The organism is Pseudomonas sp. B21-028 (assembly GCF_024749045.1).
Lineage (GTDB): Bacteria > Pseudomonadota > Gammaproteobacteria > Pseudomonadales > Pseudomonadaceae > Aquipseudomonas.
Genome location: NZ_CP087184.1, coordinates 1,130,717 through 1,146,769, shown reverse-complemented (window position 1 = coordinate 1,146,769; position 16,053 = coordinate 1,130,717). Strand labels below are relative to the sequence as shown.

General features: G+C 55.8%; 19 protein-coding genes. 9 read left to right on the top strand and 10 right to left on the bottom strand.

Annotated elements, in window-relative coordinates:
- Positions 1-89: 89 nt before the first annotated feature.
- From LOY35_RS05025 to LOY35_RS05015, 3 genes are all read right to left on the bottom strand, one after another.
- Positions 90-449 (bottom strand): DUF6124 family protein, encoded by a 360-nt coding sequence (locus LOY35_RS05025; RefSeq protein ID WP_258631151.1) that lies wholly within the window; start codon positions 447-449, stop codon positions 90-92.
- 308 nt (positions 450-757) lie between these two features.
- Positions 758-985 (bottom strand): hypothetical protein, encoded by a 228-nt coding sequence (locus LOY35_RS05020; protein WP_258631150.1) that lies wholly within the window; start codon positions 983-985, stop codon positions 758-760.
- Between the two features lie 64 nt (positions 986-1,049).
- Positions 1,050-1,919, bottom strand: coding sequence for a LysR family transcriptional regulator (locus tag LOY35_RS05015; protein WP_258631149.1), 870 nt, complete (start codon positions 1,917-1,919; stop codon positions 1,050-1,052).
- A 155-nt stretch (positions 1,920-2,074) separates the two neighbouring features.
- Between LOY35_RS05015 and LOY35_RS05010 the strand changes: the two genes are divergently transcribed.
- Positions 2,075-3,055 (top strand): hypothetical protein, encoded by a 981-nt coding sequence (locus LOY35_RS05010; RefSeq protein ID WP_258631148.1) that lies wholly within the window; start codon positions 2,075-2,077, stop codon positions 3,053-3,055.
- 133 nt (positions 3,056-3,188) lie between these two features.
- Positions 3,189-3,956 carry a TSUP family transporter gene (locus LOY35_RS05005; protein WP_258631147.1) on the top strand — a complete coding sequence of 256 codons (768 nt, stop codon included), beginning with the start codon at positions 3,189-3,191 and terminating at the stop codon, positions 3,954-3,956.
- Between the two features lie 156 nt (positions 3,957-4,112).
- Here LOY35_RS05005 and LOY35_RS05000 read toward each other — a convergent pair whose 3' ends face one another.
- On the bottom strand, positions 4,113-4,679 hold the full coding sequence (locus LOY35_RS05000; protein ID WP_258631146.1) for a helix-turn-helix domain-containing protein: 567 nt from the start codon (positions 4,677-4,679) through the stop codon (positions 4,113-4,115).
- A 150-nt stretch (positions 4,680-4,829) separates the two neighbouring features.
- On the opposite strand from LOY35_RS05000, the gene LOY35_RS04995 reads away from it, so the two are divergent.
- The 3 genes from LOY35_RS04995 (at position 4,830) to LOY35_RS04985 (ending at position 6,890) form a co-directional block, all read left to right on the top strand.
- Positions 4,830-5,612 carry an aldolase gene (locus tag LOY35_RS04995; protein ID WP_258631145.1) on the top strand — a complete coding sequence of 261 codons (783 nt, stop codon included), beginning with the start codon at positions 4,830-4,832 and terminating at the stop codon, positions 5,610-5,612.
- A gap of 19 nt (positions 5,613-5,631) precedes the next feature.
- Positions 5,632-6,516, top strand: a complete 885-nt coding sequence (locus tag LOY35_RS04990; protein ID WP_258631144.1) for a dihydrodipicolinate synthase family protein — start codon at positions 5,632-5,634, stop codon at positions 6,514-6,516.
- A gap of 95 nt (positions 6,517-6,611) precedes the next feature.
- Complete coding sequence (locus LOY35_RS04985; RefSeq protein ID WP_258631141.1) at positions 6,612-6,890, top strand: Rho-binding antiterminator; 279 nt, start codon at positions 6,612-6,614, stop codon at positions 6,888-6,890.
- Here LOY35_RS04985 and LOY35_RS04980 read toward each other — a convergent pair.
- On the bottom strand, positions 6,887-7,015 hold the full coding sequence (locus LOY35_RS04980) for a hypothetical protein (protein ID WP_258631139.1): 129 nt from the start codon (positions 7,013-7,015) through the stop codon (positions 6,887-6,889). The two genes, LOY35_RS04985 and LOY35_RS04980, sit on opposite strands and share 4 nt — an antisense overlap.
- 380 nt (positions 7,016-7,395) lie before the next feature.
- Here LOY35_RS04980 and LOY35_RS04975 point away from each other — a divergent pair, with 380 nt between their 5' ends.
- Complete coding sequence (locus tag LOY35_RS04975; protein ID WP_258631137.1) at positions 7,396-8,622, top strand: colicin E3/pyocin S6 family cytotoxin; 1,227 nt, start codon at positions 7,396-7,398, stop codon at positions 8,620-8,622.
- Between the two features lie 7 nt (positions 8,623-8,629).
- A complete protein-coding gene (locus LOY35_RS04970) occupies positions 8,630-8,884 on the top strand; it encodes a cloacin immunity family protein (RefSeq protein WP_258631136.1) in 255 nt (84 codons plus the stop codon).
- Between the two features lie 184 nt (positions 8,885-9,068).
- Here the strand turns inward: LOY35_RS04970 and LOY35_RS04965 are convergent, their stop codons facing one another.
- Both LOY35_RS04965 and LOY35_RS04960 read right to left on the bottom strand, forming a co-directional pair.
- Complete coding sequence (locus tag LOY35_RS04965; RefSeq protein WP_258631135.1) at positions 9,069-9,503, bottom strand: hypothetical protein; 435 nt, start codon at positions 9,501-9,503, stop codon at positions 9,069-9,071.
- Between the two features lie 265 nt (positions 9,504-9,768).
- Complete coding sequence (locus LOY35_RS04960) at positions 9,769-10,002, bottom strand: integrase core domain-containing protein (protein WP_258631132.1); 234 nt, start codon at positions 10,000-10,002, stop codon at positions 9,769-9,771.
- A gap of 97 nt (positions 10,003-10,099) precedes the next feature.
- Here LOY35_RS04960 and LOY35_RS04955 point away from each other — a divergent pair, with 97 nt between their 5' ends.
- Complete coding sequence (locus tag LOY35_RS04955; protein ID WP_258631129.1) at positions 10,100-11,476, top strand: IS30 family transposase; 1,377 nt, start codon at positions 10,100-10,102, stop codon at positions 11,474-11,476.
- On the opposite strand, the gene LOY35_RS04950 is transcribed toward LOY35_RS04955, so the two are convergent.
- Together LOY35_RS04950 and LOY35_RS04945 are read right to left on the bottom strand one after the other, a co-directional pair.
- The gene (locus tag LOY35_RS04950) at positions 11,379-12,056 is read right to left on the bottom strand and encodes an IS3 family transposase (RefSeq protein ID WP_258631126.1); all 678 of its coding nucleotides are present in this window, start codon (positions 12,054-12,056) and stop codon (positions 11,379-11,381) included. The genes LOY35_RS04955 and LOY35_RS04950 overlap by 98 nt on opposite strands.
- The gene (locus LOY35_RS04945) at positions 12,053-12,358 is read right to left on the bottom strand and encodes an IS3 family transposase (protein WP_008047186.1); all 306 of its coding nucleotides are present in this window, start codon (positions 12,356-12,358) and stop codon (positions 12,053-12,055) included. The genes LOY35_RS04950 and LOY35_RS04945 overlap by 4 nt, the downstream gene beginning before the upstream one ends.
- A gap of 250 nt (positions 12,359-12,608) precedes the next feature.
- On the opposite strand from LOY35_RS04945, the gene LOY35_RS04940 reads away from it, so the two are divergent.
- Positions 12,609-13,694, top strand: a complete 1,086-nt coding sequence (locus LOY35_RS04940; RefSeq protein ID WP_258631123.1) for a sensor domain-containing diguanylate cyclase — start codon at positions 12,609-12,611, stop codon at positions 13,692-13,694.
- On the opposite strand, the gene LOY35_RS04935 is transcribed toward LOY35_RS04940, so the two are convergent.
- The gene (locus LOY35_RS04935; RefSeq protein WP_258631121.1) at positions 13,678-16,053 is read right to left on the bottom strand and encodes a TonB-dependent receptor; all 2,376 of its coding nucleotides are present in this window, start codon (positions 16,051-16,053) and stop codon (positions 13,678-13,680) included. The genes LOY35_RS04940 and LOY35_RS04935 overlap by 17 nt on opposite strands.

Below are 16,053 nucleotides of genomic sequence, written 5' to 3'. Positions count from 1 at the left end.
CAGGAAAACCTCGAAAACGAGATGTACAGGTTTCTCTGTAAAAAGGTCTTGTCAAACAAGACCTTTTTACAGCTGCAAAAGCTCAGTGACTACCTTACCTCAACAATATCCAACGCCCGATTCGCCAACAACTCGCTCAACTCAATTACCTGCTGAATCCCCAACGCCACATGCCGCCGTGACCCATCCAGATCAAACGCCAAATCACTGATCATGGCGTTGGCTGATGCCAGATTCTCACTAAGGCTGGCAAGCAGGCATTCAGAATCAACATCAGAAGCGATGCGGAAAATGGTGTTGGGGTTATCGGACGTTTCTTTCTCGGGCTTGGGGTTCAGATAGAAATCCAACGCTCGGGTGGCAGCGTCGTCGATTTTCTTGTTGCGCGCGGACTGGGCGCGGGAGACATGTTCGTCTGTATCTGGAGGGTTTGGAGTAACTTTTACCATCGTCTTGCTTCCTATAGTAGGAGCCATCACCCGCTCGCTGCTAAACGATGGGAGGTAGCTGTACGCAGGTTAGCAGACCGGGGAAACAAGAAACCGGCGCGTCCGGGGACGCCCTGCGCACAGCCACCATCAAGTGCAGGATCGGAAATCCTGACTGGATGACGCCTTGCACAACCTGTTTCACCGCGAGCTGCTAAACCCGATCACTGACCATCAGTGACAGGTCCAAAACTACCGACGCAACCCCAGGCGCACAAGCCGGCGGATTCTGGCGTAGTTGTAGGCAAAGGCGCAAGGCGCTGTGAGCTCTAGGGCGAGACCTGACGGTGGGTGGTCACCATGAAGAGCCTGCCGTCCAGGGCTCTTTGCTCCAAGACAATCCTGTCCTTCTCCACCTCATTGATGCGCGCCTGCCCCGATGCCCCTGCCGGGTAGATATCTCTGAGGTTGGGCATGCTGGGGCCGATAAATTGCGCCACCGTCAAAGGCGAAGTCTCTTGGCCGTCCACCTTATACGTCTTGGGCAACGACTTCATTTGCTCCAACGTGAACGAAAGGTACTCGCTATCGGCACCCCACCTACCTTTGTATAAATTTTCATCACATTTCTTTAAACTCTTCAATCAGCAGTTCGACAAACTTGTCCTTCGCGCGATGAACTTTAACATTCTTGTTCCACATAAAATAATTTTGTATAGGCGTCAAATCATCAAACATATACCCACTTATACTTCCAATGCTTTTGAACTGTTCATATATCCCCCTCGGAACTAAGGAAGCTCCGGCACCGGAGCTAACGCAGCCAAGAATGGTGCCATAACTGGCTATATCAATTATGGAGCTCGACACCTCATGCATCCTCAGCCAGTTTTCCAGCGATCCCCTATACGGGCATCCTTCTGGCCACATGAATATATCCATGCCACTTAAATCCTGCGGTTCACTTATCCGCGCCGCCGTCGCAGAAGCGATCAACACCAGCTCTTCCTTGTAAATCTCAGTAGCGGCAATATCCGGATGCTCAGGTCTGACAGCGATGATTGCCCCATCCAGTTTATGGCTCACCACATCAATTAATAAGTGCGACCAATCGCCAGTACCAAATTGCATTTGCACCAGAGGATAGAGATGATGGTACCTTGACAACAACTTGGGCAATCTACCTGTAGCTGACGATTCAATAGCGCCAATTCTCAAACTTCCCGAGGGCGCAGCCATAGGATCGAGAGCTCTTTGTGACTCCTGACACAAGGACAATATTCTATTCGTGTAGCCAAGAAACAATTTACCGGCAGGACTGATGACGAGCCCTCTTCCTTGCCTTATGAACAAGGAAACGCCAAGCTCCCTTTCTAAAATTTTAATCCTATTCGTAATATTTGACGGAACACAGTGCAACAGTGCAGCAGCACGAACAATACTACCTTGATCGGCCACGGTCTTGAACATAGTTAGCTGAGAGAGCTCCATCCCACTACTCACTTAAAGTGAATTATTTGCTGAGTATAAGTCACTTGTTGCACACCCTCAAGTCGCTTAACATTTAGAAGCTGATTTTCAAGGAAGGTAAATCAGAACAATCCAAGAGCATTAAATAATTCGATCATTTTCAAGGAAAGATACCTATGAACTCAGCATCACAGCAACGTCGCTTCGATATATTTGAAAGCAAGTCCATGCAAGAGTTTGGGGAGTTTTTTGTTGAGTCACTACCCAAGCACATACGAAACTTGAAAATTCCCGGACGAACCATATTTGAAAATCACCGCAGGGAACCCTCGCCAGCTCACATAGTGCAAATATCCGAACTTCAAGATGCCATGCTTGAGGTGCTTCGCCATCCAATTACACAAGAAGCCCATTTCCATACTGAAAGCGCATTCAGAGCCTTCCTTAGAAAGCAAACGGTGGACCCTACTGTTCTGATGTTTTTCAATGGATGGAATGAAACTCACAAAACCACTAGTTTAGTTTCAGCTAAAATCATCATGCGGTTATCAGCAGACGCGATATCTTTACCGGCTGAAAAGCGAGCTGGCTATAACAACGTTATGGCACACATGCATGAAGTTGTGAAAGACGATTTCGGGCTTGGACACCAAGGCCACGATGGCATGTACGAATATATGACATCAGCTTTTGGAGCAACAGCTTGGGTTGAAGATCAGTATAAATTAAACGAATGTAACGAATTTTCACAGTTTCTATATGACACTGGAGTTGCGGAATATAAATCCCCCCTTAACTCAGCGGCGCATAAGGGTTCGATATTGGATGCCATGATGGTTTCGATTTCTTCAGAGCTGTGGAATGGTCGGGAGTATAATTTCATCGCTCAACACATAGAGAATAAGTTACTCGAGGTTAATCCGGACATGAGAGCGGATACTTTGCGCTTTCGCAACGCCAAAAGTTATGTAATGGGTCATGCCGGTGAAGTGGAAAACAAGCATGGCTTGCATGCTTTGGCCGCGGCACAAGCCTATGGCCGAACGGTAGATATAAATTTTAAGCCAAACCGATTAAAAGGAATTATGCTTAGTTACAACGAACGAGTAGGAAAAGCTTTTGCGGCAATGCACCACGCCCTGAGCTCATATGCGTAGACTTACTATGCCGCAGAAAAATTCCAATTACCCCCTGCAACAAGTCGCAGGCTAACCGACCTCCAAGTGAAACCAGTTTCAACTTAAGGGAATGCCATGATTTGGAAATTCAAGTTTCTACAGGATCTCCTATATGGATTTTGATCAAGCTATGGTCGCGCTGGGCTTTTTTGCCTTTTGCGGCGGTTTGATAGATGCAGCGGTAGGGGGTGGCGGGCTTGTACAAGTCCCAGCACTTTTACATGCCCTCCCCCAGCAAAGCCTGGCCACAGTTTTCGGGACTAATAAATTTGCCGTTCTGGCGGGAAATGCCTCTTCCATATTCAGTTATCTGAAACGAATTACCATCGTGTGGAGGCTGATGCTTCCCACCATGTGTTCAGCGTTTGTCTTTGCTTTCCTTGGGGCCGCCGTAGTATCCATTGCGCCCAAAAAGCTGATGGAATTTGTTGTCTTTTTCATCCTGATAGTCATGGCTATTTATACCTTCAAGGAAAAAAGACTTGGGCTGGTAGGCTCCAACGAACACTGCGGAACGAAGGAGATTGCGTTAGGTATTCTTCTTGGCGGCTTGATCGGTTTCTATGATGGTGTCTTTGGCCCTGGTAGCGGTAGTCTGCTGCTTTTCATCTTTGTTAAGTTTTTTGGTTTCGACTTTTTAAACGCATCAGCATCGGCAAAGTTGGTTAATCTTGGCACGTTTAGCGCAGCACTTATGTTTTTTGTTCCATCTGGGAATGTCTTATGGGCGGTAGGGGGCGTGGTTGCTCTGTGCAATATCGCCGGTTCGCTCACCGGTGTCTTTTTGGCACTGCGTTATGGAAGCGGCTTTATAAGAGTTTTCTTCCTAGTGTTGCTTGTTTTTTTAATAGGCCGGATGGGACTGACTATTTTTTCGTAGGTAATCCTGCTCCTGCAAACGCCTGCATAAGGTTCGCGGCGTGTGGTTCGATGCCTGGGCCACGCTGATCAGGCTCGGTAGCTCGTTTAACCCTCACTCGTTGCCTACCAGTGATTTGGTTGTCCCAAGCCCGACCCATTTTGGCGAAGCGACGCACTAGGCGCCCTCGCCCTTCTCCGACGCTTCATCGCTATGCACCACCACCAACAACTGCGCCTGAACATCCCCCACCGAACGCAACCGATGGGGCTTCTGCGCGTTGAAATGCAAGGCATCGCCGCGATTCAGCAGCACGCGCTCGTTCATGAAATCCACTTCCACCTGCCCCTCATGCACGAACAGGAACTCCTCTCCGGTGTGTTCCTTGAACGCGTGATGGGCCGTGAATTCGGTCGCCGGATAGAGGATGAAGGGTAGCAGGTTGCGCTCGGAAACCTGATGGGCCAGGACCGCGTATTCGGAGCCGCCGCTGCTCGACGCCAACGAGCGCCGGTCTTCGCTGCGCACCAGGCTGTAGCTGTCGAGCGAGACGTTCTCCTCTGAGAACAATTCTTCGACATTCACGTTCAGCGCCTTGGCGAGCTTCAGCGCGGTGGCGATGGAGGGCGTGCTCAAGCCCCGCTCCACCTTGGATAGGTAGCTCTTGGTCATCCCGGTTTTCTCGGCCAGGACGTCCAGTGTCATGCCGAGTTTTTTCCTGAGCAATTTCAAGCGAATGGACATAGGTAACCAACATTTCCTGGGAAACGGACAATCAAAGGTTGCAAATGACACTTTGTGTCATATAGTATTTTTTGTGTCATTAACACCTTCCCTTCGCAGCTTCCATGACGCGGATCAAGAACGGTCAAAGAACGAATCAGGAGAACGGATATGAGCAAGACACTGGCGACGCCCAAGGACCAGTTGGTCCAGCACGCTGTTAACCAGATGCAAAAAACACTGCCGGATAATACGTGGACTGTACGACAAAAGCTGGCCCTGACCTGCCGCATCCTGTTCGAGAACGGTCACGACTCAGGCCTGGCCGGGCAGATTACGGCGCGCGGGCCGCAACCGGGTACCTACTACACCCAGCAATTGGGCCTGGGCTTCGACGAAATCACCGCCGGCAATCTGCTGCTGATCAATGAAGACCTGGAGGTGCTGGAGGGCCACGGCATGCCCAACCCGGCCAACCGCTTTCACACCTGGGTCTACCGCGCCCGGCCGGATGTGAACTGCATCATCCACACCCACCCGACCCACATCGCTGCGCTGTCGATGCTGGAGGTGCCTTTGCAGATTTCCCACATGGACCTCTGCCCGCTCTACGAGGACTGCGCGTTCCTGGAGGGCTGGCCGGGTGTGCCGGTGGGCAACGAGGAAGGCGAATTGATCGCCGGCGCCCTGGGCGACAAGCGCGCCATCCTGCTTTCCCACCACGGCCAGTTGTCCACCGGCGCCACGGTGGAGGAAGCCTGCAACATCGCCCAACTGATCGAACGCGCCGCGAAGTTGCAACTGCTGGCCATGGCCGCCGGCGAGGTGAAACCGATCCTGCCGCACCTGGGCCGCGAAGCCCATGACTGGATCGCCCGCCCGAAGCGTCACGCCGCCGCCTTCAACTACTACGCCCGGCAGAACCTGCGCCAACACGCCGATTGCCTGAACTGAACCCATTAGGAGACACGCCATGTCTACCAAATTCCACGGCATCATTGGTTACACCATCACGCCCTTCTCCGCCGACGGCCAAGGCTTGGACCTGGACGCATTGGGCCAGTCCATCGACCGCCTGATCGACAGCGGCGTCCACGCCATTGCGCCTTTGGGCAGCACCGGCGAGGGCGCCTACCTGAGCGATGCGGAGTGGGATCAGGTCAGCGCGTTCAGCATTGCCCGCATCGCCGGCCGGGTGCCGACCGTGGTCAGCGTGTCGGACCTGACCACCGCCAAGGCGGTACGTCGCGCACGCTTTGCCCAAGCGAAGGGCGCCGATGCGGTGATGGTATTGCCGGCCTCTTACTGGAAACTGAGCGAGGCGGAAATCCTGGCCCATTACCAGACCATCGGCGCCAGCATCGACCTGCCCATCATGCTCTACAACAACCCGGCCACCAGCGGCATCGACATGTCCGTGGAGCTGATCCTGCGGATTTTCAACGCGGTGGCGAACGTCACCATGGTCAAGGAGAGTACCGGCGACATCCAGCGCATGCACAAGCTGCAGCTATTGGGCGAGGGCCAGGTGCCGTTCTACAACGGTTGCAACCCACTGGCCCTGGAAGCCTTCGTGGCCGGTGCCAAAGGCTGGTGCACCGCAGCGCCAAACCTGATCCCGCAGCTCAACCTCGACCTGTATGACGCCGTGCTGGCCAACGACCTGGACCGGGCCCGAGCGCTGTTCTATCGTCAATTGCCGCTGCTGGATTTCATCCTCAAGGGCGGCTTGCCCGCTACCATCAAGGCGGGGCTATGCAGCCTTGGTCTGGAAGTCGGTGATCCGCGCTTGCCGGTATTCCCGCTCGACGAGGCGCGCATTAGCCAATTGCAGACGATGTTGAATCAACTACGCTGAATCGCGCTGGGCCCTTGCGACCGACAGGTGGGCCATCCTGTTCGGTCGCTGTTGTCCTAATGGGTGAGCGCCGCCATGGTCACCGAGGTAATGAGATGAACACCTATCAACCCTTGAACTGCGACCTGCATGACTACCTGGAGATTGCCTGCCTCTACGGCTACACGCTGGACATCGAACTGACTGACGGCCAACGCCTGACAGCCCGCGCGATCACCACGCGTACCGCTCGCACGCGGGAGGAGTTTCTTGAGGTTGAAACCGCGGAGGGTCGTCGGGAGATACGTTTGGATCGCTTATTGGCGATTACGCCGCGGGATGAGCACGCCAGGTTTGGACGGGTTGCACTAGGTGACCAGCCTTTGGACGCTTAGCTAGGCATCACCTCACCGGCCTGTTCCAACGCCAACCGGTGCAAGGTAACAGCGGCGAGTTCAAGCTCATCACCCCAGCTCACATCGAAACCCCATTCGCCCAATTGGGCGGTGGCGAACAGCAAGGTCTTTCCAAGGGTTTGAGCACCGGAAATTGGCGAATGTATTTGCGTAGGTCTACGTTATAGCGCTTACCGCTGACGAACTCTAACTGCAAGGCATGTTTGCCAGGGAAAGGTGTCAGATTTTTGATTGTGACTTTGCTGAGCAAAGGTCAACTTCTTCGGTTTCGCCATTCCACACTCGACTCGAACAATAAGGGCCTGCACCAGACAGATCATTATTTTCCCATACACAAGAAATCTGACAGCCTCCGGGTCTACACCATCCGCATCTACTGCATTTAGGAAAACGGAACAATCATTCCAGGAAACCTCCTACAACTCTGTCCATAGATCCCGCGTTAGCGTCTGTCCTGCCTCTATTGGACGAGACTCTCTAGGTTGTGACACGCAAAAAAGACATCCCCCAAGTCAAGAACCCGCCCGGCGGCGACGGGCACTACATCACCTATCGGGACATGACGCCCAGCGAATTGGCCGAGCGTGAAGCCGGACAATTGAAGTACGAAGCCATGCTTGCGCGGCAGGCCGCCTATGAAAAGGAACGCTGGGCTACGGTCGATAAAGCGCCGCTGCCGATAAACGGGAGCGTATTCGCCAAGAGCTGCAAGTTATCCGACGGCGTCATTGATTACAGCAACCCCAACGGCTATGTGCCGGCTGACTTGGTCAGGCAGTACGGCGACCTGGTTTGGCTCGGAGGTAGACGGGCTGACGCATCGGGGACTGTGCCCCTCAAGCAGATTGGCGCCGGCACGATAACCGCGTCATTGGGCAGGCTTGCTCTCGGCGGCACCGCACTTGAAGCAACCGGGGCAACGGTCGGTGGCACCGTCGTCACGGGTCTGTTAACCGGCATGGTTGCCTTGCTCTGGCCTTCCAGCCTCGGCGATAGCTCGCTTTACTCCGAAGAACAGCTACGCGACCTGAAACAGGCCCGCTGCCGCATGCGTCTGCAAATTGAGCAGCAGGCCGATGGCAGCCTCAAGGGCTATGGCTTCTATACCGGCCAGAACCGCGATTGGGAAATGGTCGACGTCGTTCACCTGGTTCCTCGCGCCGACCACTACATCGCCGACTTGGGCGACGGCATCGAACTGATCTGGACGCCAGCCGTCGATCCGTCCGACACCCTGGGCATCCCCGCCCTGGAAGCGGCGCCACAGGCGCCTCCCATCTGGATCTACCCGCCGACGCCGATGGCCGACAGCATCATCGTCGATCCGATCTATCCGCCGGAGTACAGAGATTTCATTCTGGTGTTTCCGGCAGATTCGGGGGTTCGGCCGGTTTATGCGGTTCTGAGTGTTCGTAGAAAGGGCCTGGCCGAGGCCGGCCACGACTATCATCCGGCCCCGAAAACACAAGAAATAGTTGGTTTTCCTGACTTGAAGAGAGGAATCAAAAAGACACCCGTACAGGGAGGTGGAGGCCTACGACATCGCTGGCTTGATGCTAAGGGCAGAACAATCTATGAATGGGATTCCTCACACGGCGAATTGGAAGCCTATCGCTCAAGCGATGGAAGCCACCTAGGGGCATTCGATCATGTTACTGGCGAGCAGACAAAGGCCGCCCAAAAAAACCGTAATATCAAAAAGTATTTGTGAGGATTAAATGGGACTCAAACTACGACTGGAGTGGTTCGACAAGCAAACTGAATGCTACGAAGGAGAAGAGCACTCGAAAGATTTGGGCGAAGATAGCGCTGTCATTGAGGCCCTAGGAATTCCAATCGAAAACAATATAAATAATGGCGGCTTCAATGTTTCTCAAGAATGGATAAAAATTCTCCAACCTTATTTCCAGCATTCAATTGATTGGTCCACCTATGTCTACCAGATTTCCTTCGATTATCGAGATAGTTGGTAGCGGCAGAGAGAGTAACCAGTAAAACCACCCTGCTTTGGCTAAGCGATTTGGGGCCGCTACGCAGCCCCAGCGGGGCGGTGCGACGATTCGCTAAATTCCCTCGCCACAGATTGAGAAGACTTATTGGGCAACGGGTCGTACAAGCTGCCAGATGCTGTCTCCTGATGCTGCAATGCTGACCCTATTACTCCACATACCTCACATCAAACGACCCTCTGACAACTTGGCCTTCCGTATCAGCGAATGAATAGACACCTTTGAAAAAGCTGAAGAATCTGCCGAACTCTATAGTGATTGTCCCGGTGCTAACCGAATGATGCTTCCCCTCTTGGTCGATGAAGATCCACCGTATAGAGGGACCATCAAAATCACCGGGATATTGAAACGTTTTCATGTCGCTACCCGCTTGTGCGGCCGGGAAGCCGATAAAAATCGCGGCGTCGTCTTTTTTGCCTCGCTTCCACGCTTTCAGCCCCCCTTGCAGAAATCCGCCGCTGGCGTTGTTGCCATCACTGTTGAACAACGTCGCATTGACCTCTGTAAAAGTTACCGAAGACGGGGTGTTGACGATAATCGTGCCTACCATGCGGGCATCTGGTTTTTTCTTGTCAGTTGTCATGTTTGAACCCTCAGTGCTGTGACTCAAGGCGCCAATAAGACAGCGCCAAGAGATATAAGCATCAGAAGCGCCCATCGACTACTGTCAGAAATAACAGCTGGTAAGATCGTTTTAATGAGCTGGTTATGAGTGATCTGCAAAAAACGCAATAACCGTGGGAGCAAAGCTTGCTCGCGATTGCGGTAAGTCAATCAGCAATAACGACCTGCCGCTAGCGCGAGCAAGCTTGAACTGGTCAAGTAATCCCGGACACCGGTTACGGTGTTTATGCCGCTTTTTGCTCCATGGCTATTGGCGACAGATAGTTGTTGTAGCTGTGGAGCCTCGTGCGGTTGTAGTACATGAAGAAGCGCACCATATCGGTTCTGGCTTCCTCGATCAGGCTGTAGCCGCCACGAGGCACCCACTCGGACTTCAGCGTGCCGAAAAATCGCTCTGTTGGAGCGTTGTCCCAACACTGCCCGCGATGGCTCATGCTTTGCAGAATGCCATGGCGCATCAGTTCTTCTTGAAACTTGCGACTGGTGTACTGGGCGGATTCAACCGGTCGTCGCAACACCTTGATCGAGGTGTTTATGGGACGACCCGCGGGATGGATGCAAAAATTGACGGGCCGGGGAGCGATGCGCTCTCCAGGTGCACCCTCACTTCGTAATGAGATCGAGCGGCTATTTTGGGTGCAGATTGCAACAGGCATCACTAGCGAAAAGGCGGCACATGCCGTTGGCGTATCAACAGCGGTAGGTACACGCTGGTTCCGTCATCGAGGCGGGATGCCATTATTCATGTCGAATCACATATCAGGACGATACTTATCGTTTGCAGAGCGAGAAGAGATTGGGCTGCTTCGAGCGCAAAGTGTTGGCGTTCGTGAGATCGCCCGTCGTCTTGGACGAAGCCCATCGACAATTTCACGGGAGCTGACACGAAATGCTGCTACCCGTTGCGGTCGGCTTGAATATCGAGCGTCAGTAGCGCAATGGAAGGCAGAACTGGTGGCCAAGAGGCCGAAACCAGCGAAACTGGTCACTAACCCGCGACTGCACCAGTACGTACGCGACCGCCTTGAGGGCAAGATTCAAGACGCCGATGGTCGTGAGATTTCTGGGCCTCGGCAAGCGCCCTTCAAAGGCCGAAATAAACCGCATCGCAGTGACCGTAAATGGGTCAATGGCTGGTCGCCTGAGCAGATTGCCAACCGGCTCCAGATCGATTTTCCGGATGATGAATCCATGCGTATCTCTCATGAAGCCATATATCAGGCGCTCTACATTCAGGGTCGAGGAGCTCTCAAGCGCGAACTGGTGACCTGCCTGCGCTCAGGACGAGCATTGCGCGTGCCGAGAGCCAGAGCGCAGACCAAAGTGTGGGCACACGTCAGCGAGGACGTCATGATCTCCAGTCGCCCTGCTGAGGTAGAAGATCGGGCTGTACCCGGGCATTGGGAGGGCGACCTGATCATCGGTCTGAACCGTTCTGCGATTGGAACTCTGGTCGAGCGCTCAACTCGATTTACCATGCTCGTCCATCTGCCTCGCGAGAAAGGTTATGGGCTAATTCCCCGCACGAAGAACGGCTCGGCGCTGGCTGGCTATGGGGCTGTTAGTATGGCCAACGCATTGAAGAAGTCGGTGACTGATCTTCCCATCGAGTTGTGGCGATCTTTGACCTGGGATCGTGGGAAGGAGCTGTCGGATCACACTCGATTTACCATCGAGTCCGGAGTAAAGGTTTTCTTTGCTGATCCACATAGTCCATGGCAGCGCGGCACAAACGAAAATACGAACGGCCTTCTACGGCAATACTTCCCGAAAGGCACTGACCTCTCTCGTTGGAGTGCCCAAGAAATACAGGCGGTAGCTCACGTACTTAACTCTAGACCTCGAAAAACACTCGGCTGGAAAACACCTGCCGAAGCACTGAATGAGTATCTAAAGTCTGTACAACAATCCAGTGTTGCGACGACCGGTTGAATCCGCCCTGACAGCCCTGGTCTGAGTGAAACATCAGTCCCGGCGGGTACGTTCGTACCGCTGTCGCCATGCGTAACGCTTTGCTGACCAAGTTGGCATCGTTAACCAGAGAAAAAGCCCAGCCAATGACCCGGCGAGCATACAAATCAATCACGATGGCCAGATGAACCCAGCGTTTACCCACCATCAGGCTGGTCACGTCGCCACACCAAACCTGATCGATTGCAGTCGGTTTGAAGTTGCGCTTAAGTCGATTGGGCGCGACAAATGCTTCTACACCTTTGGATCTGAAGGGGTGGGGCTGGCGTTGTTTACTGACAATGTTAGCCTCCCTCATCAGCGCTCTGACAAGGCTCCTTCCAGCAGTTATTTTCTGAGACTTCAGGCCCTTGCTGATCATCCTGGAACCCATTGCCTCCCGGCTTTCACTGTGCAGTTCAACCACTTTCAGCTTGAGCTCTTCGCGTCTGATCCGCGGTTGGGCTCTGCGCTGAAGCCACTCATAAAAGCTGCTGCGTTTCACATCGAAAACACGACACACGATAGCCGTCGGGAACGACTCTCTTAGTTCCGCAATCATCGAAAACGATCGGGATCCGACATCAAGAGAGCGGTAGCCTTTTTTAAGATTTCAGCTTCCATCTCCATACGCTTGATCTTGGCTTTTAACTCCTGGATCTGGCGCTGATCTTCGGTAATTGCCTTGGTGCCTTTAACTGGCTGGCCCTCGCGTTCCTTACGAACCTGATCAACCCAGCGTCGTAGAGCGGTGGGCCCGATATCAAGGGAAGCACAGACATCTGGAACCGGGCAGTTATCATCAAGCACCATGCTGGCGGCATGCAGCTTGAACTCGCGGGTGTAGACCTTTCTTTCGTTCATGGAACCTCCAAGTTGGCGAAATCATATCGCCCTTAAGAGGTGTCCGGAATTATTAGGCCAGTTCAGCTTGGCTCCCACAGGTTTTGCACCGTTTGGTCCTGCTGTTTCTTTTAGCCGCCCGGCAAAAATCTTCGTTTCATCCCCTCCCGCAAAGCTCCCATCCGCTCCAGCAAAGTCATCGCGCCCTCTCCCCCTCGATAATGCCCGCTTCGCTTGCAGTCCCCTTATCCGCCAACACCGTGTAAACCCCATGAACCTACGTACCTCCATCCGTAGTTATTGCCTCAAGTCCAGGCTCGCCATAAGCGCGCTGACCCGTCTGCATCGAACGCTTTCGTTCATGGCCGGTTATCTGGCGCAGCTGGGCTTCGATTCCGAGCGGTGGCCGGTGCCTCGTGATGAGGTTGCCGTGGACAGACAGGCCAATGCTCTTTGCCCGGAGCTGGCCGCTACCGTGTTCAGTCATGCGCGGGAAGGGGTGATGTTGGTCGATCCCTTCGGGCGGGTCATCGGTGTGAACGAGGCGTTCACGCGCCTGACCGGCTACGGGCAAGACGAGGTCAAGGGCCGGGACTTGAATTCCCATCGCATGGTGCGGCGACTCGCGGCGTTCTATGCGCCGATGAAGAACGCGCTGGATTTCCACGGGCACTGGTCCGGGGAAATCCAGAGCAGCCACAAGGACGGCCGGGAGATGACGTCGCGCATCAGCATCAGTGCCGTGCATGACCGGCACGGTAATGTTCGACATTACGTGGTGCTGCTCAGCGACATGACGCAGATGAAACAGCGCCTGCAGTTGCTGGAGCGCGACGCCCGTTATGACGCGCTCACGCAATTGCCCAATCGGTTGCTGCTGGCCGAGCGGATGCGCCAGGCGTTGGGCAAGGCGCGTCTCCTTCAGCAGAAGGTGGCGATTGCATTTATCGATCTCGACGGTTTCAAGGCCCTGAACGACAGCTATGGGCATGACTGGGGCGATCGGGTGTTGCAGATTGTCGCCGCACGAATCAACGCGACGCTGCGTGAGAGCGACACCCTGGCACGGCTCGGCGGTGATGAGTTTGTGGCCGGGTTGGTGGGGCTACAGGAGGTGGAAGACAGCGAGCCGTTGCTCAAGCGCATGCTGCAAGCGGCCAGCGCGCCCATCCTGATCGGCGCTCAGACGGTGGAGATTTCCGCCAGTATCGGCGTGGCGTTTTTCCCCGAGCACGGTCAGGAGATCGACGCGCTGATCAGCAAGGCGGACCAGGCGATGTACCTGTCGAAAAAGGCCGGTGGCAACCGTCTGGCGTTTTGTCCGACCCGCTTCATTTCCCTCAATAGCGAAACCTGACGGTGGTGCCGACGGTTCTTTCGCTGCCGAGCTGCACGCCGTAGTCACCGGCGCCCAGCAGTGAATAGACAGCGGTGACGTAGTGACGGTCGAAGACGTTGCGTACCCAACCTTCCACTTCCCACCCACGGTCCTGACTGCGCAATCCCAGGCGCAGGTTGGTGAGGCCGTAGCTGGGCTGATAGCTGCCTTCGCCGCCTTCAAGTGTGCCGTAGTAGCCGGTCCGGAAGCTGTAGTCGACGCCGCTGTAGGCTTCCAGGCCGTACGGCAGCGGATGAGTATGGTCCAGGCCGCTGCTGAGGTTCCATTCCGGCGCGTTATAGAGCCGGTCGCCGCTGAGGTCGCAGGTCCACTGGCCGGAGGCAGGCGGGCATGGCGCGTTGGGGAAGCTGCGATAGCGTGCGTCGCTCCAGGCCAGGCCCAGGCGTCCGGTGAGCCGGGGGGCCAACTGCCAGGCCGAGTCCAGTTCGATGCCGCGCAGGCGCACCTTGCCAACGTTGATCAGGTTGTCCCGTAGCGGCGGCGCAAACACGGATGTCGCCGGGCTGTAGGTGAGTGCCTGGTAGTCGTCGACGTCAGTCTGATAGACGGCGAGGTCGAGCAGCGCACGCTCATCCCAGAAGCGCGTCTTCAGGCCCAGCTCCAGCGACGTGGCGCGCTCCGGCTCGAAGGTGGGTGCGGCGAACGGACCGACCACGTCGAAGTTGATGCCGCCCGCCTTGTAGCCGCGGGACCAACTGACGTAGCCCATCACGGCATCGCTGAAGCGGTAACTGGCGCTGAGCAGGCCGGAGACGTTGTCTTCCTCGATCGAGTCCTGGCGGTAATAACCACGTCCGAGGGCGATGTCCCGCAGTAACTGGCCGCCCGCCTGGAATGTCGGTGGCAGGCCGGCCAGCGAGGCGAGATTACTGGTGTCGCGGGAGACCCAGCCGTCCTTGCGATCCTGGCTGTAGCGCAGGCCGCCGGTGAGTTCGAGGGGGTCGACGGGCCGCCAGGAAACCTGGCCGAATACAGCTCGGCTGTCGCCCTTTTGCTGGCCGTCGTAATGTTGCCGGGCGCCTTCCAGCAGTTGGGCCGGCACCTGCCGCGGATCGGTGAAGGTGATGCCATAGAGCTTCTGCAATTGCGCCAGTTGGTCGCCGACGAACCAGGGCGCGGCGTCCTTGCCAAATTCGACGTCGATGTCACGGTCGAGCTGCTGGTGCAGGTAGTAGAGCCCAGCAACGTAGTCGATGGACGAGCCGGCCGTGCCGGACAGGCGCCATTCCTGGCTGAATTGCCGGTGCCCCAGTTCGGTCTCGGACTGAGCCACCGACAACGCGGTGCTGTCGCCGTCGCGGGTGGCGCGGTAGTCCCAATCACGGTAGGCGGTGATGCTGGTCAGGCGCATCGCCTCGTCCAGGTCCCAGTTCAGTTCCAGTGAGACACCGTCCTGCAGGGTTCGCGGGTGCCCCGGCGCGTTGATGCGCACTTCGCGTTGGTCAGGGTCGGACGCAGGCAGCGGATAGCCGACGAACTGGGCCCGCTGGCGCGTCTGCTGGCTGTAGTGGTTGACCAACAGCACGTTGCCGGCCTCGTTCTGCCGGGCATGGTCCGCGATCAGGCGCGCACTGAAGACCGCGTTCGGCGTCCACAACAATTGCCCGCGCAGCCCCTGGCTGTCGGCGTCACCGAGGCGGGCGCCATCTTGCAGGTTCTCCACTTGCCCATCGACCGAGCGCTCGAAGACGTTCAGCCGCCCGGCCAGTACATCGTCGCGCAGCGCCCCGGAAACCGTCCCGCGATACTCCCGTAGACCGCGCTCCCCGTAGCTGGCCTCCAGGTTGGCCTCGGGTTGGAACGTCGGTTGGCGAGTGATGATGTTCAGCGCACCCGCAGTGGTGTTCTTGCCGAACAAGGTGCCCTGGGGGCCACGCAGCACTTCGATGCGCTCGATGTCCATCAACTCGGTGAAAGCCATGCCCTGGCGCGCCTGGTAGACGCCATCGACGTAGGTGCCGACGCTGCCTTCCAGGCCGTCGTTGTAGGTCGTCGCACCGAACCCGCGCAGGCCGAAGCCGGCATAGCGGGCGTCATGCCCGGACACCACCAGCCCGGGCACGCGCTGCTGGATGTCTTGCAGCGTGTGCAGGCCGGCTTGGTCCAGTTGTTCGCCGTAGAGGACGTTGATCGGGATCGGCACGTGCTGCGGGTCTTCCTCGCGGCGGCGAGCGGTGACCACGGTTTCCTCAAGGACCAGGGGGCCGGGCGACGCCGCAGGCGTAGTCGGCGATGGCGCTTGTTCGGCATAGGCCCAGGTACCGGGCAATACCGTCAGGCTGCCGAGCAAAAGCAGCCGATAGCGCCGACCGAGCAT

What these genes read in the sequence shown, in the direction of transcription:
- LOY35_RS05015 (WP_258631149.1), bottom strand. Translation starts at nt 1,919, where the DNA reads ATGGAGCTCTCTCAGCTAACTATGTTCAAGACCGTGGCCGATCAAGGT.
- LOY35_RS04955 (WP_258631129.1), top strand. Translation starts at nt 10,100, where the DNA reads ATGCAAAAATTGACGGGCCGGGGAGCGATGCGCTCTCCAGGTGCACCC.
- LOY35_RS04985 (WP_258631141.1), top strand. Translation starts at nt 6,612, where the DNA reads ATGAACACCTATCAACCCTTGAACTGCGACCTGCATGACTACCTGGAG.
- LOY35_RS05005 (WP_258631147.1), top strand. Translation starts at nt 3,189, where the DNA reads ATGGATTTTGATCAAGCTATGGTCGCGCTGGGCTTTTTTGCCTTTTGC.
- LOY35_RS04995 (WP_258631145.1), top strand. Translation starts at nt 4,830, where the DNA reads ATGAGCAAGACACTGGCGACGCCCAAGGACCAGTTGGTCCAGCACGCT.
- LOY35_RS05025 (WP_258631151.1), bottom strand. Translation starts at nt 449, where the DNA reads ATGGTAAAAGTTACTCCAAACCCTCCAGATACAGACGAACATGTCTCC.
- LOY35_RS04960 (WP_258631132.1), bottom strand. Translation starts at nt 10,002, where the DNA reads ATGCGCCATGGCATTCTGCAAAGCATGAGCCATCGCGGGCAGTGTTGG.
- LOY35_RS04965 (WP_258631135.1), bottom strand. Translation starts at nt 9,503, where the DNA reads ATGACAACTGACAAGAAAAAACCAGATGCCCGCATGGTAGGCACGATT.
- LOY35_RS04935 (WP_258631121.1), bottom strand. Translation starts at nt 16,053, where the DNA reads ATGCTCGGTCGGCGCTATCGGCTGCTTTTGCTCGGCAGCCTGACGGTA.
- LOY35_RS04990 (WP_258631144.1), top strand. Translation starts at nt 5,632, where the DNA reads ATGTCTACCAAATTCCACGGCATCATTGGTTACACCATCACGCCCTTC.
- LOY35_RS05020 (WP_258631150.1), bottom strand. Translation starts at nt 985, where the DNA reads ATGAAGTCGTTGCCCAAGACGTATAAGGTGGACGGCCAAGAGACTTCG.
- LOY35_RS05010 (WP_258631148.1), top strand. Translation starts at nt 2,075, where the DNA reads ATGAACTCAGCATCACAGCAACGTCGCTTCGATATATTTGAAAGCAAG.
- LOY35_RS04940 (WP_258631123.1), top strand. Translation starts at nt 12,609, where the DNA reads ATGAACCTACGTACCTCCATCCGTAGTTATTGCCTCAAGTCCAGGCTC.
- LOY35_RS04945 (WP_008047186.1), bottom strand. Translation starts at nt 12,358, where the DNA reads ATGAACGAAAGAAAGGTCTACACCCGCGAGTTCAAGCTGCATGCCGCC.
- LOY35_RS05000 (WP_258631146.1), bottom strand. Translation starts at nt 4,679, where the DNA reads ATGTCCATTCGCTTGAAATTGCTCAGGAAAAAACTCGGCATGACACTG.
- LOY35_RS04970 (WP_258631136.1), top strand. Translation starts at nt 8,630, where the DNA reads ATGGGACTCAAACTACGACTGGAGTGGTTCGACAAGCAAACTGAATGC.
- LOY35_RS04950 (WP_258631126.1), bottom strand. Translation starts at nt 12,056, where the DNA reads ATGATTGCGGAACTAAGAGAGTCGTTCCCGACGGCTATCGTGTGTCGT.